This is a genomic window from Streptomyces violaceoruber (genome assembly GCF_033406955.1).
Lineage (GTDB): Bacteria > Actinomycetota > Actinomycetes > Streptomycetales > Streptomycetaceae > Streptomyces > Streptomyces violaceoruber.
On record NZ_CP137734.1, the window covers coordinates 713576 to 728104 of the forward strand.

13 protein-coding genes are annotated in these 14529 nt (G+C 72.3%); 3 read left to right on the plus strand and 10 right to left on the minus strand.

Annotation, left to right across the window (positions count from 1 at the left end; genetic code table 11):
- Positions 1-289: 289 nt before the first annotated feature.
- The 6 genes from R2E43_RS03420 to R2E43_RS03445 form a co-directional block, all read right to left on the minus strand.
- Positions 290-1057, minus strand: a complete 768-nt coding sequence (locus R2E43_RS03420; RefSeq protein ID WP_003971996.1) for an SDR family NAD(P)-dependent oxidoreductase — start codon at positions 1055-1057, stop codon at positions 290-292.
- Between the two features lie 240 nt (positions 1058-1297).
- The gene (locus R2E43_RS03425) at positions 1298-1648 is read right to left on the minus strand and encodes an ArsR/SmtB family transcription factor (RefSeq protein WP_093457561.1); all 351 of its coding nucleotides are present in this window, start codon (positions 1646-1648) and stop codon (positions 1298-1300) included.
- Between the two features lie 9 nt (positions 1649-1657).
- Complete coding sequence (locus R2E43_RS03430) at positions 1658-2140, minus strand: MarR family winged helix-turn-helix transcriptional regulator (RefSeq protein WP_332055895.1); 483 nt, start codon at positions 2138-2140, stop codon at positions 1658-1660.
- Positions 2141-2350: 210 nt separating this feature from the next.
- Positions 2351-3088 carry a sigma-70 family RNA polymerase sigma factor gene (locus tag R2E43_RS03435; RefSeq protein WP_332055896.1) on the minus strand — a complete coding sequence of 246 codons (738 nt, stop codon included), beginning with the start codon at positions 3086-3088 and terminating at the stop codon, positions 2351-2353.
- A gap of 131 nt (positions 3089-3219) precedes the next feature.
- Complete coding sequence (locus R2E43_RS03440) at positions 3220-6033, minus strand: helix-turn-helix transcriptional regulator (protein ID WP_011031458.1); 2814 nt, start codon at positions 6031-6033, stop codon at positions 3220-3222.
- Between the two features lie 200 nt (positions 6034-6233).
- Positions 6234-6635 carry a winged helix-turn-helix transcriptional regulator gene (locus R2E43_RS03445; protein WP_011031457.1) on the minus strand — a complete coding sequence of 134 codons (402 nt, stop codon included), beginning with the start codon at positions 6633-6635 and terminating at the stop codon, positions 6234-6236.
- A 112-nt stretch (positions 6636-6747) separates the two neighbouring features.
- Here R2E43_RS03445 and R2E43_RS03450 point away from each other — a divergent pair, with 112 nt between their 5' ends.
- Positions 6748-7356: a malonic semialdehyde reductase gene (locus R2E43_RS03450; RefSeq protein ID WP_003972002.1), complete on the plus strand. Its 609-nt coding sequence runs from the start codon at positions 6748-6750 to the stop codon at positions 7354-7356.
- Between the two features lie 27 nt (positions 7357-7383).
- Here R2E43_RS03450 and R2E43_RS03455 read toward each other — a convergent pair whose 3' ends face one another.
- The 3 genes from R2E43_RS03455 to R2E43_RS03465 all read right to left on the minus strand — a co-directional run bounded on the left by R2E43_RS03455 (position 7384) and on the right by R2E43_RS03465 (position 10216).
- A complete protein-coding gene (locus R2E43_RS03455; RefSeq protein ID WP_003972003.1) occupies positions 7384-8214 on the minus strand; it encodes a helix-turn-helix transcriptional regulator in 831 nt (276 codons plus the stop codon).
- Positions 8215-8310: 96 nt separating this feature from the next.
- Positions 8311-9777, minus strand: a complete 1467-nt coding sequence (locus tag R2E43_RS03460; RefSeq protein ID WP_332055897.1) for an aldehyde dehydrogenase family protein — start codon at positions 9775-9777, stop codon at positions 8311-8313.
- A 106-nt stretch (positions 9778-9883) separates the two neighbouring features.
- Positions 9884-10216 (minus strand): hypothetical protein, encoded by a 333-nt coding sequence (locus R2E43_RS03465; RefSeq protein ID WP_003972005.1) that lies wholly within the window; start codon positions 10214-10216, stop codon positions 9884-9886.
- 206 nt (positions 10217-10422) lie between these two features.
- Here R2E43_RS03465 and R2E43_RS03470 point away from each other — a divergent pair, with 206 nt between their 5' ends.
- Positions 10423-13164 (plus strand): helix-turn-helix transcriptional regulator, encoded by a 2742-nt coding sequence (locus tag R2E43_RS03470; RefSeq protein WP_332057103.1) that lies wholly within the window; start codon positions 10423-10425, stop codon positions 13162-13164.
- A gap of 24 nt (positions 13165-13188) precedes the next feature.
- Here R2E43_RS03470 and R2E43_RS03475 read toward each other — a convergent pair whose 3' ends face one another.
- Positions 13189-13932, minus strand: coding sequence for an SDR family oxidoreductase (locus R2E43_RS03475; protein WP_093457556.1), 744 nt, complete (start codon positions 13930-13932; stop codon positions 13189-13191).
- A 186-nt stretch (positions 13933-14118) separates the two neighbouring features.
- Between R2E43_RS03475 and R2E43_RS03480 the strand changes: the two genes are divergently transcribed.
- Complete coding sequence (locus R2E43_RS03480) at positions 14119-14526, plus strand: OsmC family protein (protein WP_332055898.1); 408 nt, start codon at positions 14119-14121, stop codon at positions 14524-14526.
- The last annotated feature ends 3 nt before the right edge of the window (positions 14527-14529 follow it).

A 14529-nucleotide genomic window follows, 5' to 3' on the forward strand; every position in this document is an offset into this window, starting at 1 on the left:
TCCTGCGCGCCGGTGTCTTTCCGGTGTGCCCGGCGAGGACGGTGTTGACGGTGCCGTTGTTGGACGCGTTCACCATCCAGTAGCCCTGCACAGTGTGCCGGTGTGACCGTAGACCTTCACGCCGCAGGAGAGCACCCTGCCCCGGAGACCGAGGCCGTAGGACTGCGTGCGGTCCGCGTTCACCAAAACCATGCTCATCGTCTCCCGCAACCGTCGGCGACGACGCGCCGCCGGTGGACCGGGAACCCGGTACCGCCTCGTGCCCGGAGCCGACCGGACGCGCCGTTCGTCAGATGAGTTCCAGGCCGCCGTCGACGGTGATCACCTGACCGGTGGCATGGCGTCCGGCCGGGTCCGCCATACGGAGGATCCAGTGAGCCACCTCGTCCGCGTGCGCGATGTGGTGGGTCGGGATGCGGTCGCGCTCATAGGCGTACATGTCGTTGGCCGCCTCCGGCGTCAGACCGGCGTGCAGCATGACGTCGGTGCGGGTGGGGCCGGGAGCGACCGAGTTGACACGGACACCCTCGTCGGCCAGCTCCAGTGCCCAGCTCCGCGTCATCTGCTCGACGGCGGCCTTGGTCGCCGAGTAGTGCGCACCCCCCGCCATCGGGCGGTGCCCGTAGGTGCTGGAGAGGTTGATGATCGACCCCGAGGTCCGGCGCAGGTGCGGCAGGGCTTCGCGCGCCAGAAGACTGGGCGCGACGACGTTGAGCGCCAGCAGATCGACGATCGTCTGCTTCTCGGCCTCGGCCAGCGGCATCACCGCTGTCGCACCGGCGTTGTTGATCAGGTGGTCGAGGCGTCCCCACCGCTCCACGGCGGCGTCCACCACCTTGCCGGGCGCCTCGTCACCGCAGATGTCGATGGCCAGGACGTCGATATGGGAGTGGGCCGCGGCGGTCTCCTTCAGGAGCGCCTCGCGGCGGCCCACGGCGAGGACGTGCGCACCCGACTCGGCGAAGGCCACGGCGGTGGCTCGGCCGATGCCGGTTCCCGCGCCGGTGACGATCACAACGTGACCGGAGAACGTCTCGTGGGACTGGTTCGGGGACATCAAGGCTCCTTGTTCGATGTTCGATGTACATAGAACACTATGGGCAGCGCCGACGAGGTCGTCAAATGGGGCGGCGACGGCGGTGATTGCGCACGAAGGGCGTCGACGCCGACCGGACGCGCCGACCGGACGCCCAGAAGCCGCCCGTGACGCGACCCGCGCCACGCCAGACAATCATGGACATGACAATGCAGGCAGAGATTCGACCGCTATCCGTGCGGCACGGAGTGCTTTACGCGGTCACGCCTGCTCGTCCCGCTCGGTGACGTGCTCTCCGACATGGTCGGTGCCCGCGGCGGAGAGCAGCGCCGGCAGCAGGCCGGGGAAGCGGGTCTCCAGGGCGTCACCGCGCAGCTTCACGAAGCAGCGCGTGCCCTCCTGGCGGGTCTGGGTCACGCCCGCCTCACGCAGCATCTTGAGGTGATGGCTGAGCGTGGACTTGGCGACGGGAGCACTGAACTGCCCCCACCCTCGCTCGGCGCCGTCGGACAGGATCCGGACGATGCCCAACCGCGTCGGATCGCTGAGCACCCCGAGAAGGCGAGGCAGGGAGATCGCGCTGTCCGCGGGTGACGCGTGGTGGTCCGGCATACGGCCATGCTACCGAACGTTCGGCGTCTGTCGAACATGGGTGTCCGCACCGTCGCTCCCTCCTCCACGCAGGTAGCGGAGCAGGTCCTTGTCCGTCTCCTCGACGTGGAGCTGGCGCACGACCTCCTCGACCGCCTGGCTCAGCAGGGGCGATCCCAGCCGCAACACGTCGTGCGCGACGGCGGTGAGCTCGATCTCGATGCTCCGGCGGTCGTCGGACGCGGTGTGCGTGGTGATCAGGCCGCGTTCCTGCAGGCGTGTGACCAGGCGGCTGGTGGCGGACTGGCTCAGCCCCGTCCCGTTGGCCAGGTCGCTCAGATAGAGCAGTCCCGTACCGGCTGCCACCCCCTCGTTCAACGTGCGGAGGGCGTAGAACTCGCTCACGCCCAGGCCCAGCTGCCGGTGCAGGTGTCGTTCCATACGGGCTTCGATCCGACGGTGGACCCGGGTCAGCCTGTTCCACTGCGTGATCAACCTGGCATCGTCGCTCATGGATGGTGACCTCCCTGCTGTCCCCGGCGTCCTACTGCTCGGTGCCGGGGCGGTCTCCCGGCTCGGGGGCGCGGCAGGTGAGCCGCACCCGCTTGCCCGCACAAGGGAGACAAGACGGCTGCCTCGGATGTGACAACAGGGGGCCGGGCGAGGTCCGGCGGCGCGCACTCACCCGCCGCGGCCGGATGGGGCCCGCTTCGCCGCTCGCCCTCACGCGGCCTGACGGGCCGGGACGTGCGCCGGGCCGACCGGTCTGCGGGACGGCTGCGCCAAGCGGCGCACCCGCTCCTCGGGGACGAGCAGCCGTACGAGACCGTCGAGGTCGCCGGTGTCGGCGGCGGTCCGGAACGCGGTGACGAGACGACGGTGCGACTCGACGGGGATCGGCCGCTCGCGCTCGCTGTCGAGTCGGGCCTGGGCGCGGTGGACCACCACGCGTGCGTTCGGGGCGCTGATCCGCAGCAGCTTCGCGAGCTCCGTATAGGTGTAGTCGAAGCCCTTGCGCAGCACATAGGCGGCCAGCCGGTCCGGCGTCAGCCTGGCCATGAGGAGGGCCAGGGCCGACTCGATCGCCGCGGTCCGCTCGGCGCAGAGCATCGGGTCGTCGGACGAGGCGAGGTCACCGAGGTCGGCGAAACGCGGTTCGGACGGCGTCTCGTGCCGGCGCCGCCCGGACTGGATGACGTTGATGGCCAGGCGGGTCGTGGTCGTGGTCAGGAAGGCGACCGGGTTCTTGACCTCCGCGCGGTCGGTGAGCTGCCAGCGCACCCACGCCTCCTGGACCACGTCCTCGGCTCCCGCGGCGTCCCCGACGATCCGGTAGGCGATCCGGAACAGCCGGTTGCGTTGGGCCAGGAAGACGTGGAGGGCGGTGTCCAGGTCCCCCTCGGCAGGCCGGGCGGCCGGGGTGCCGGCCGGCGTGGTGGTCTCCGGGCTGGGCGCGGACATCGGGACTCCTTCGGGTGAACGGGCGCCCCTTCAGGGGCGATGGGTCCACCCTCCGTCCGCGGCACCCCTCATCGCGCCCTTGTTGTCCGTAGTCGAGTCCGTGGGGCCCCGGGGCCCCGGGGCCTACGGACTCAGCCCGCACGCACCAAGCCCTCGTCGTCCCGGCCCGGGGGCGGGGTGCTCGCCAGGGCACCGGGCAACGCGCGGCGGGAATTGATCCCGAGCTTCGTGTACACCTTGCGCAGGTGCCACTCCACGGTGTGCGGGCTGATGAACAGCTCCGCGCCGATCTTCGCGTTCGTCATGCCGCCGGCGGCGAGCGTGGCCACCTGTGACTCCTGAGGGGTGAGCGCGCTGGTCACCGCGGCCTCCCGCACCCGGACGTGCTCCCCGGTGGCGAGCAGCTCACGGCGGGCCCGCTCGGCGAAGGCGTGCGCCCGCATGCCGTCGAACATCTCGTGAGCCGTACGCAGGTGCTCGCGGGCCAGCGATCGCTGGTGGGTGCGGCGCAGCCACTCGCCGTACAGCAGATGGCTTCGGGCCACCTCCACGGTGACGCCGCCGCGCTCGAACTCCACGATCGCCGCACGGTAGAGACGGTCGGCCTCCTCGCCGTCGGCGAGGAGGGCCCGGCTACGGGCCGCGGCGCCGCCGGCCCAGCCGGAGTCGGCCGCGCGGGTGAGATCGACCAGCCGGGCCAGTGAGGCCCTGGCCTGGTCCAGCTCACCGCACCGGGTGGCGGCCTCGATGTGCTCGATCAGTGACAGACCGGCGAAGTTGAACCCGTCGTGCTCGATGCCGGTACGCGCGGCCTCCAGGGCCTCCTCGTACCGTGCCAGGCCGTTGTACAGCACTCCCTGGATGTAGCCCATGGCGCCCAGCAGGGACACCTCGCCCCGCTGGTCGGCCCGCTGCCTGGCCTCCTCGATGATCCCGGAGGCGACGTCCGCCTCGCCCCGCCAGGCGGCCAGGACCAGCGTGGCGTACTTGTGCGGCGCGTGACCGGTCGCGGCGGCCAGGGCGTCGGCCTCGTCGATCATCCTGTCCGCCTCGGCGAAGTCACCGTAGTGGATGTGCACTCCACCGGCGTAGACGAGGGCCGGCGGCAGTGCGCCGAGCGCGCCGATGTCACGGGCCAGGCGCACCGCGCGATTGGACAAGGTGTCCCACGCGTGCAGGTCCCAGGCGTAGTGGATGAACGCCTCCAGCGCCACCGGTACGAGCAGGAGCCACCGCACGGTGGCCTCCCGGGTGGGCAGTTCTTCGGTGGCCAGCAGTTCCAGGGCGCCGCGCAGCGCCGGCACACCGGTCTCGTAGCCGTCCGTGAGGAGCGCGGCCACACCGTCCAGGAGCAGGTCGGCGGCCTCGGAGCCGGAAGGGGGTGCGCCGGACGCGCGGGCGGCGATCGCGGCGGCGCGGGCCCCGGCGGGGCCGTGTACGCGGCCCGCGAAGATGGTGGCGCTGATCGCCTCCAGGTACGTCTCCCGCGCCAGCGGCGAACCGGCGGCGGTGAACTGCGCGGCCGCGTCGAGGAGCAGCGGCGCCGCCTCGTCGCTGCGGCTGCGGGCGAAGAGGATCCTGGCCCGCAGCCGCGCCAGGCGGGCGCGGTCCAGCGGGCTCAGGGGGCACAGTTCGGCCACGGTGGCCAGCTCCGTGGCCCGGTCGGGCGCAGCGGCCGAGAAGTGCGCCTCCGCTGCCGCCAGGGCGCGGCGCCCTCGCGACCGGCGGTCCGGTGTCACCTCGGCGGCGCGTTCCAGCAGTACCGCCTCGGCCGCGATGCCGCCGCGTTGCCGCGCGCGGCCGGCCGCGCGCTCCAGTCCAGCGGCGACCTCCTCGTCCGGTCCGTTCGCGGCCTCGGCGGCGTGCCAGGCGCGCCGGTCGGGGTCCAGGACCGGGTCCGTGGCGGCGGCCAGGGCCCGGTGCACCGATCGGCGTGCTTCGGGGGCGGCTTGGTGGTAGACCGCCGAACGGACCAGCGGATGCCGGAACCGGACGGACTCGCCCAGCTCGATCAGGCCGGCGACCTTGGCCGGGGCGGCGAAGGGGGTGATCTTGAGCGTGGCGGCCGCGCGGGCCAACAGCCTCGCGTCACCGACCGGTTCGGCCGCGGCGATCAGCAGCAGTGTCCGCGTCGCCTCCGGCAGCGACCCGAGCCGCTGGGCGAAGTCCCGCTCGACCCGGCTCGCGACCGGGCCCTGGACGATCGGGTGACCGGACGAGTCCAGGCCGTAGGCCAGTTCGGCGGCACTGCGGCCTCGGGAGAACTCCAGCAGAGCGAGCGGATTGCCGTGCATCTCGGCCACGAACCGGTCCCGGATCCGCTTCTCCAGTCGCCCGCCGACGGCGGTTTCCAGGAGTTCCCCCGCGGCCGTGGCGTCGAGGCCGCCGATGCGCATGGCCGGCAGACCGGTCAGCGCCTCCTGCCCTTCGGGGTCGCGCACCGCGAACACCATCGCGACCGCCTCGGCGAGCAGTCTCCTCGCGACGAACTCCAGCGTCTGCAGGGAGACCTGGTCCAGCCACTGCGCGTCGTCGATCAGGACGAGCACCGGGCGCGCCTCCGAGGCGCGGGTGAGCAGCGTGAGCACGGCGAGGCCGACCAGGAAGCGGTCGGGCGGATCACCGGCCGCCATGCCGAACGCCACGCGCAGGGCTTCCCGTTGGGGTGCCGGCAAGCCGTCCAGCTGGTCGAGGAACGGCGCGCACAGTTGGTGCAGGCTCGCGTAGGGCAGCTCCATGTCCGCCTCGATGCCCTGCGCCCGGGTCACCTTCGCCCGTGACGCCTGCGCGGCCAGGTACTCCAGAAGCACCGTCTTCCCGATGCCCGCTTCGCCACGGATCACCAGCACACGGGACCCGCCTTCACGCAGGTCTGCCAGTAGATCGTCGAGTGCCTCGCACTCTCGGTGCCGGCCGACCAGGTCCGGAAGCGGGCTGGCGATCATGCGCGTGGCTCCTCAGGTGCTCCGGGGACAGCGAACTCCCGCATCGAGTGCCGGGAGGAATCCCTTTCACCATACCCGGAGCACAGAGCACACCTTGTGTCCATACCTTGTGACACACTCCACATGAGAGATGGTGCCAAGGTTGTCACACGGGCCCCCGCAAGCCGGTCGGTCCTCTCGTACGACCGAGTCGGCGACGTCTAACCACGGCCGCCGCGCCGAGCGGTCGGCGTGTCCGGGAGGTGCCGGGACGCCCAGCCGGCCAGCTCGCTCAGGATGGGCATCAGAGCCGTCCCGTCCGGAGTGAGGCGGTAGCGCACCGTGACGGGTGGGCCGGGCTCCACCTCGCGGTGCGCGAGACCGGCGGCGGACAGCTCGGAAAGCCGTTCCGAGAGGACCGAGTCACTGATGCCCTCCACCGCGCGCCGCAACTCGGCGAAGCCCAGGGGTCCGTGCTGGAGGGTGGCCAGGATGACGCCGTTCCACCGCTTGCCGAGGAAGCTGAACGCCTTGCTCAGCGCACCGTCACAAGCCGCCGGATGGTGCTGCTCCGCCCCCGCGCCGTCCGCGTCGGCCGATCGAGTGCCCTTCGCCTTCTCCATGCCCTCAGGGTAACCGGGTGCTACTCTGCCGAAGGTCGCTCTGTTTTTCCTAGTGACCAGGCTTATCGTAGTTACTCCCACATAACGAGCACAACGAGCCAGGAGCATCCCCATGTCCGTTTCCGGACCTCTCCCCCGCATCCCCGCCGAGGCCGGCGCCGCGCTCTTCACCGACGCCCGTACCGCGTACTCCTTCGCCGACACTCCGGTCGACGACGCGACGCTCACCGGCATCTGGGAGCTCGCCCGCTGGGCACCGACCGCCGCGAACACCCAGCCGATGCGCGTCCTGTACGTCCGTACGGCCGAGGGCAAGGAGCGCCTGCTGCCGCACCTCGACGAAGGAAACCGGCCGAAGTCGGCCTCGGCCCCGGTCGTCGCGGTCCTCGCCGTGGACCACCGCTTCCACGAGCACCTCCCGCACGTCCTGCCCGTCCGCCCGGAGATGAAGGAGTACTTCGAGGGCGAGCCCGCCCAGCGCGAGGCCATCACCTCGTTCAACGGACCGCTTCAGGCCGGATACTTCATCCTCGCCGTCCGCGCCCTCGGCCTGGCCGCGGGTCCGATGGCCGGCTTCGACCCGGCCGGGATCGACAAGGAGTTCTTCGCCGACAGCGACTGGCACTCCATCCTCGTGGTCAACATCGGGCACCCGGCCGGACCCCCGGCGTTCGACCGCATGCCGCGCCTGGCCCACGAGCACGCCCTCGACTGGGCCTGACCCCCGGCGGGCGTGGGAGCCGCACCGTCACGAGACCGGCAGCAAGGACAGCAGTCGGAGGTTGGTGTGGCTCTCCGTCCCGGGTGTCGCGGTGTAGACGACGAGCCGCTGGCCGTGGTCGGGATCGATCAGTGTCTGGCAGTGCAGTTCGAGTGTCCCGACCTGTGGGTGCACGAAGCGCTTGGAGGCGCAGTACGGTCCCAGCACGGGGCGTTGCCGCCACAGGCCGGCGAACTCCGGACTCTCCCGGTTCAGCGCGTCCACGAGCGCGGCGGCACCGGAGTCGCCCCCGTCGCGGGAGTAGGCGCTGTGGAGGTCGGCCACCATGAGACGGCTCTGCTCGGCGTGATCGCTCGCGGGGTGGACCAGACGGGCGGCGGGGTCCGTGAACCAGCGGTAGTGGGAACTGCGGGCCAGTCCCGTGTAGGCCGTCTGGTCGCCCAGCAGGGCCATCGCGGGACGTGTCTGGCTCAGCGTCTCGCCCAGGTGGTTCATCACCTGGGCGGGAGTGTCCTCCAGGCGGTCCAGGATGCGCATCGTCCCGGGGGCGACATGATCGCCGCGTCGCGCACGGCGCGGCAGGGCGTGACCGGCGAGCTGGAAGAGGAGATCGCGTTCCTCCAGTGACAGGCGCAGGCCGCGGGCCATCGAGGTGAGCATCTGCTCCGAGGGGTGCGGGCCCCGCGGCTGCTCCAGCCGGCTGTAGTAGTCCACCGACATGTCGCACAGGGCCGCGACCTCCTCCCGGCGCAGTCCTCCGGTACGCCTGCGGCGGCCGCGGGGCAGCCCGACGTCCTCGGGTTGCAGAGCCTCGCGGCGTGCCCGCAGGAAAGCGGCCAGCGCCGCGCGGTCTGCCATGGTCGTCCCTTCGGTGGGTCAACGACGTGAACGTCGTGTCCGGGGTGCGTCATTCCCGGCGAACAGTGTGTTGCGCGGACACGGTGGCGTGGTGCGTCAGCTTGTGATCGCCTTGGTCTCCAGGAACTCCTCGAGGCCCGCACGGCCCATCTCCCGGCCGTTGCCGGACTGCTTGTATCCGCCGAACGGCGCCTGGAAGTTGTGCCGGCCGCCGTTGACGTCGACCTGGCCGACACGCAGGCGCACGGCGATCGCCATGGCATGGTCCTCGTCCCCGGTCACCGCGGCGTTGAGGCCGTAGACCGTGCCGTTGGCGATCTCGACGGCGTGTTCGTCGTCGGTGTAGGGGATGACGACGAGGACGGGGCCGAAGATCTCCTCCTGGGCGATGACCGACTCCGGTGCGACGTCGGAGAAGATCGTGGGCCTGACGTAGGCGCCGGTCTCGAACCCCTCGGGTCGGCCGGGGCCGCCCGTCACGAGGGTGGCGCCGTCGGCGATGCCGCGCCGGATGTAGTCGTCGACGCGTCGGCGCTGGGTCTCCGAGGCGAGTGGTCCGATCCGGGTGGCCTCGTCGGCGGGGTCACCGACCACGTACTCCTGGGCGGCGGTCCGGAGCCTGTCGACCACGGCCGTCTGAAGGTCCTCCGGCACGAGCATGCGCACGTAGGCCCCGCAGGCCTGGCCGGCGTTGGCCCAGGCGAAGGCGAGTCCGCGGGCGACGGCCGAGTCGAGGTCGGCCTCGGGGAGGACGATGTGGGCCGCCTTGCCGCCCAGTTCGAGTGCGACCCGCTTCACCGTGACGGAGGCGGCACTGGAGACGCTCTTGCCGGCGCGGGTGGATCCGGTGAAGGAGATCATGTCGATCTTCGGGTGGCGGGACAAGGCCTCACCGACGACCGGACCGGTTCCCTGCACCACGTTGAACACGCCGTTCGGCAGCCCGGCCTCCGTGGCGATCTCCGCGAACATCCGGGCGCTGAGGGGAGACAGCTCCGAGGGCTTGAGGACGACGGTGTTGCCCGCCAGCATCGCCGGGACCACCTTCGTCACCAGCTGCTGGAGCGGGAAGTTCCACGGGGTGATGGCGCCCACCACTCCGACGGGCTCGCGGACGACGAGCGAGTTCTCGACCCTCTCACTCCACTCGAACCGTTCGGCCGCGGCGATCGCGGCCAGGGTGGACGCGACCGGGAATCCGACCTGCGCCTGCCGGGAGAAGGCGATGGGGGCGCCCATCTCCAGGGTGATGGTGGCCGCCAGTTCCTCACTCCGCTTCTGCAGGCCCTCGACCAGGCGTCGCATGACGTCCGCCCGGTGCCGCGGGGGCGTCGCGGCCCATCCGGGGATGGCGGCGACCGCGGCGTCGACTGCCATGTCCACGTCGTCGGCGGTGGCCTCGTGCAGGTGGGCGATGACCGATTCGTCGGCGGGGTTCACCACGTCGATCAGTGGTCCGGAGCCGGTGACGGCACGGCCGTCGATCCAGTGGGAAGGAGTCGGGAAAGGAGTCCTGGGGCTTTCGTTCATGTCGCCCAGCGAACACCGCGCGGCGCGGGACATCCATGCCCTCCCGTGCCCATGATCCGGGTCACAGGACCGTGCGCGCGTGGCACTGCCGTCGGACGTCGCGGCCGCGGCGCGAGGCGCCGCCCGCCGCTCCCGGCCCTCACCACGACGGCGCCGCCGACCGGTCGCCGGGGCCGTCCAGACCCGTGCGCCCGAGTGCGTCCAGTGTGATCCTGCGGACCTCCAGGTCCTCCGCCGCGACGGACCCGCCGCCCCGCGCCTGCCTCTCCCGGGCGCTGTTGGCGCGCGCCAGGGCGACGCCCACTGCCCGGGAGACGTCACCGGCCCCACCCACCACGTAGTACAACCGGACCACGCGGGAAGCGGTGGTTCGGAACGGCACGCCGATCAGCCATTTCTCGTGCTGGACGTACCCGTGGGTTCCTGTCTCCGTGGTGCCCGAAGGGCTGGAACGGTCCCTCGCGGTCAGCATGTGGGGTCGTCTCCTCTCGGCCTGCGATGCCGGGCCGGACGGGTCCGGAGCCGGGACACCGGCGCGAGTACGGGAAAGAAGGCGTTCTGCCCTCTTGATGAGACGGCTCCCCGTTCTGTGACAGCCGCCGCCGACGACGGCCGCGGCAGCGGCCCCTGCCCCGGACGCACGCCGTGTTGTTATGCTCGCCGCGTGTGGGGGGCAGCGTGAGCGGGGACGGTCCTGAGCGGCTGCGTGGCCGGCGCCGTGAATACGACGTGCTGGACGGGCTGGTCTCGGAGGTGGAGGCAGGTCGCAGCGCGGTGCTGGTGCTGCGCGGCGACGCCGGCATCGGGAAGTCCACCCTTCTGGATCACCTGGCGGCACGCGTCACCGCGCACCGGGTCGCCCGGGGAGCCGGTGCCGAGTCGGAGATGGAGCTTCCGTTCGCGGGACTCCACCAATTGTGCGCTCCCTTCCTCGGGCACACCGGCTCCCTCCCGCCGCCGCAGGCGGAAGCACTGGCCACGGCGTTCGGGGTGAGCACGGGGCCGCCACCGGACAGGTTCCTGGTCGGTCTGGCCGTGCTCGGGCTGCTCACCGACGTGGCCGCCCGGCGACCGCTGTTCTGCCTCGTGGACGACGCCCAGTGGCTCGACCGGGTCTCCGCGCAGACGCTGGCCTTCGTGGCGCGAAGAATGCTCGCCGAACCGCTGGCCCTGATCTTCGCCACCCGTGAGCAGCGGGGACGCGACGACCTGGCCGGCCTGCCCGAGCTGACGCTGCACGGGCTGGACGACACCGACGCCCGCGCGCTGCTGGACGCGAGCGCCGACGGCCCGATGGACGAGCGGGTCCGCGACCGCGTCCTCGCCGAGGCCCGCGGCAACCCCCTGGCGCTGCTGGAACTCCCCCACGGCCGCGTCGACGCGGAAGCGGTCGAGGGGCCCGCTCCGCACGGTCCCGGAAGGGTGACCAGCCGTATCGAGCGGAGCTACCTCGCGCGGGTCCGCTCGCTCCCGGAGCCGACGCAGCGCCTGCTGCTGGTGGCCGCCGCCGAGCCGGTCGGTGACGTGTCGCTGCTCCGGAGCGCCGTCGAGCGGCTGGGCGTCGCCCCGGACGCGGTGGAGCCGGCGGTGACGGCGGGCCTGCTCGACGTCGGCACGCTGGTGCGTTTCCGGCATCCGCTGCTGCGCTCCGCGATCTACCGGTCGGCCGGGCTCGCGGAGCTGCGGGAGGTGCACCGCGTGCTGGCCGAAGCGACGGACCCCGGCGTCGACCCCGACCGCCGTGCCTGGCACCTCGCGCGGGCCACGGTCCGGCCGGACGAGGTCATCGCCGCGGAGCTGGAGTCGTCGGCCGGACGGGCGCGGGCGCGGGGCGGCACCGCCGCGGCGGCCGCGTTCCTCGCCCACGCGGCCGTGCTGACGCCGCACCCGCGGCGCAAGGCGACGCGCGCCCTCGCCGCGGCCCAGGCGAAGCTGCGTGCCGGTGCGCCCGCCGCGGCGCGCGACCTGCTGGAGCTGGCACGGGCCGGCCCGCTCGACGAACTCGGCCGGGCCCGTGCGGATCTCGTCGAGGCCCGGATCTCCTTCACCTCCAGCCGCGTGGACGACATGCTCCCCAGGCTGTTGGCCACCGCGCGGCGCCTGGTCCCGCTCGATGCGGGTCTGGCCCGCGAGACGTTCCTGGACGCCCTGTCGGCCGCCATGTTCGCCGGACGTCTCACGTCGGAGGCGCTCGTGCGCGAGGTGGCGGCGGCCGCGCGCGGGACGGCCCCGCCCCGCACAGGACCGCCGCGCAACGCCGATCTGCTGCTGGACGCGCTCACCACCCGTTTCCTCGACGGGTATCGCGACGCGGTCACCTTCTCGCGCGAGGCGGTACGCACGTTCCGCCGGGAGACCGAGCCCGACGAGGTACTGCGCTGGTCGTGGGTGGCTTCGGCACTGGCGGCCGACATGTGGGACCACGAGGCCTGGACGGAACTGGTCACCCGCCATGTGCGCACCGCCCGTGCGGTCGGCGCGCTGACCGAGTTGCCGCTGGCGCTCAATTCGCGGGTGGTCGTCCACACGACCGCCGGTGAACTGGACGCGGCGGCGCTGCTCATCGCGGAGACCGGCCGGGTCCAGGAGGCGGTCGGCGGCGGCTTCTCGCCGTACGGCACGATGACGCTCGCCGCCTGGCAGGGCCACGCGAGCGAGGCCGCACCGTTGATCAAGGCCGGCACGGAGGAGGCCCTCGGCCGCGGTGAGGGCATCGGGGTGGCCGTCGCGAGCCGGGCGCAGGCCCTGCTCCTCAACGGCCTGGGCCGGTACGAGGAGGCGCTCGAAGCCGCCCGTCGGGCGAGCGCACACCCGCAGGACCTGGTCGCGGCCGGCTGGGGACTGGTGGAGGTGGTGGAGGCCGGGGCGCGCAGCGGCCACCTCGACGTGGCCGAGGCGGCACTGGTCCGGCTGACCCGGGACACCGGCGCCGCTGCCACGGACTGGGCACTGGGCGTCCAGCTGCGCTGCCGTGCCCTGCTCGGTGACGGATCGGCGGCCGACGAGTTGTACCGGGAGGCTATCGAGCGACTCGGCCGCACCCAGGCCGCCATGGAGACGGCCCGGGCGCGTCTGCTGTACGGGGAGTGGCTCCGGCGGGAGGGCCGCCGCGCCGACGCCCGAACGCAGCTGCGGATGGCCCACGCCCTGTTCACCCGGTTCGGCGCGCAGGCGTTCGCCGAACGCGCCGTCCGCGAACTGCGGGCCACCGGTGAGACGGTGACCCGTCGCGACGCCGGCGCCGTGGCGGCGCTCACGTCTCAGGAGAGCCAGATCGCCCGCCTGGCCCGGGACGGGCTCACCAACTCCGAGATCGGCGCCCAGTTGTTCCTGAGCCCGCACACCGTGGAATGGCATCTGCGGAAGGTGTACGCCAAGTTGGGCATCACCTCCCGGCGCCTCCTGAGCACGGTCCTGTGAGTGGCACCGCCTGACCGGGGGCGGTCAGGCCGCCCGCAGGGACGCGAGGTGGGCGTCGAACGTCCGGCGGCCGCGCAGGTACTCCCCGCGCGGCAGCAGGCCGCCCGTGGTCATGGCCTTGCCGACCTTGCCCGGGAGCGTCACCGGCACGACGAGGCGGCGGCGGCCCCGCGCACGCGCGATGCGACGCGCCATGTCCACCATGTCCAGCTGGTCGGGTCCCGCGATCTCGGGTGCCATGCCCGCCGGGCCCTCGACGGCGTGCTCGACGAGCGTCTGGGCGACGTCCTGGGCGGCGACGGGCCGGGTCAGCATTCTCGGCACCACGACCACCGGTGACACGCTGTTCAGCAGCGGTTCCGGGAACTCGAAGAACTGGGTGGCGCGCACCACCGTCCACGGCACGGCTCCGTCGCGGACCAGTTCCTCCTGGGCGCGCTTGCCGAAGTAGTAACCGAAGTCGACCTCGTCGCTGCCGACGATCGACAGGGTGACCAGATGCGCGACCCCGCCGGCGCGCGCGGCGGCGATCAGGTGGCCGGTCGTGCGGGAGAAGAAGTCGACGGCGGTCTTCCTTCTCGTGGTGACGATGTTCGCCACGTCGATCACCGCGTCGGCGCCGGACAGTTTCCCGGCCAGACCCGCGCCGGTGGTGAGGTCCACGCCGTGCGAACGGGCGAGGACCACCGGTGTGTGCCCGGCGGCCCGCAACTCGGCGACCACGTATTTCCCCACCAGACCGGTTCCTCCGGCCACGGCCACCCGCATGTGCTGCCTCTTCCCGCCGACTTGGTTCGTGCGCTACATCCTGGTGACAGGACACGCGCCCCGTCTGTGACACCCCACCCCCCTCACCGGCCGAACTGTCACAGGCGCCCGCACCGCTCGGTCATTGCGGAAGAGGGATCTGTCGGGCTCCGCCCGGTCCCCGTACCCCGGCCGAGAGGAAGACCCATGACCACGCGCATCGTGACCGTCGCCGAAGGCGTCCGGCTCACCCGTTCCGTCTCGATCGGCACGCACCACCTGACCGCCGACGAGCCCGAGCCCATCGGCGCCGACGAGGGCCCCACCCCGGGCGAGCTGGTGCTGGCCGCGCTGGGGTCCTGCACCTCCATGGCCGTGCGGGCTCTGGCGGACCGGCACGAGTGGCCACTGGAGCGGATCGACGTGGCCGTGCGGTTCGGGAAGCAGGGTGAGATCGTCAAGAACGTCGGGCTGACCGGCGACCTGGAGCCGGCTCAGCGGGAGCAGTTGCTGACGGCGGCCGGGCGCTGTCCCGTCCACCGCCTACTGACCCGGGAGGCGAAGATCGTCACGGTGCCCGCGCTGCTGGCGGAACCGGAGGCGTCGCACGTCTGAGCC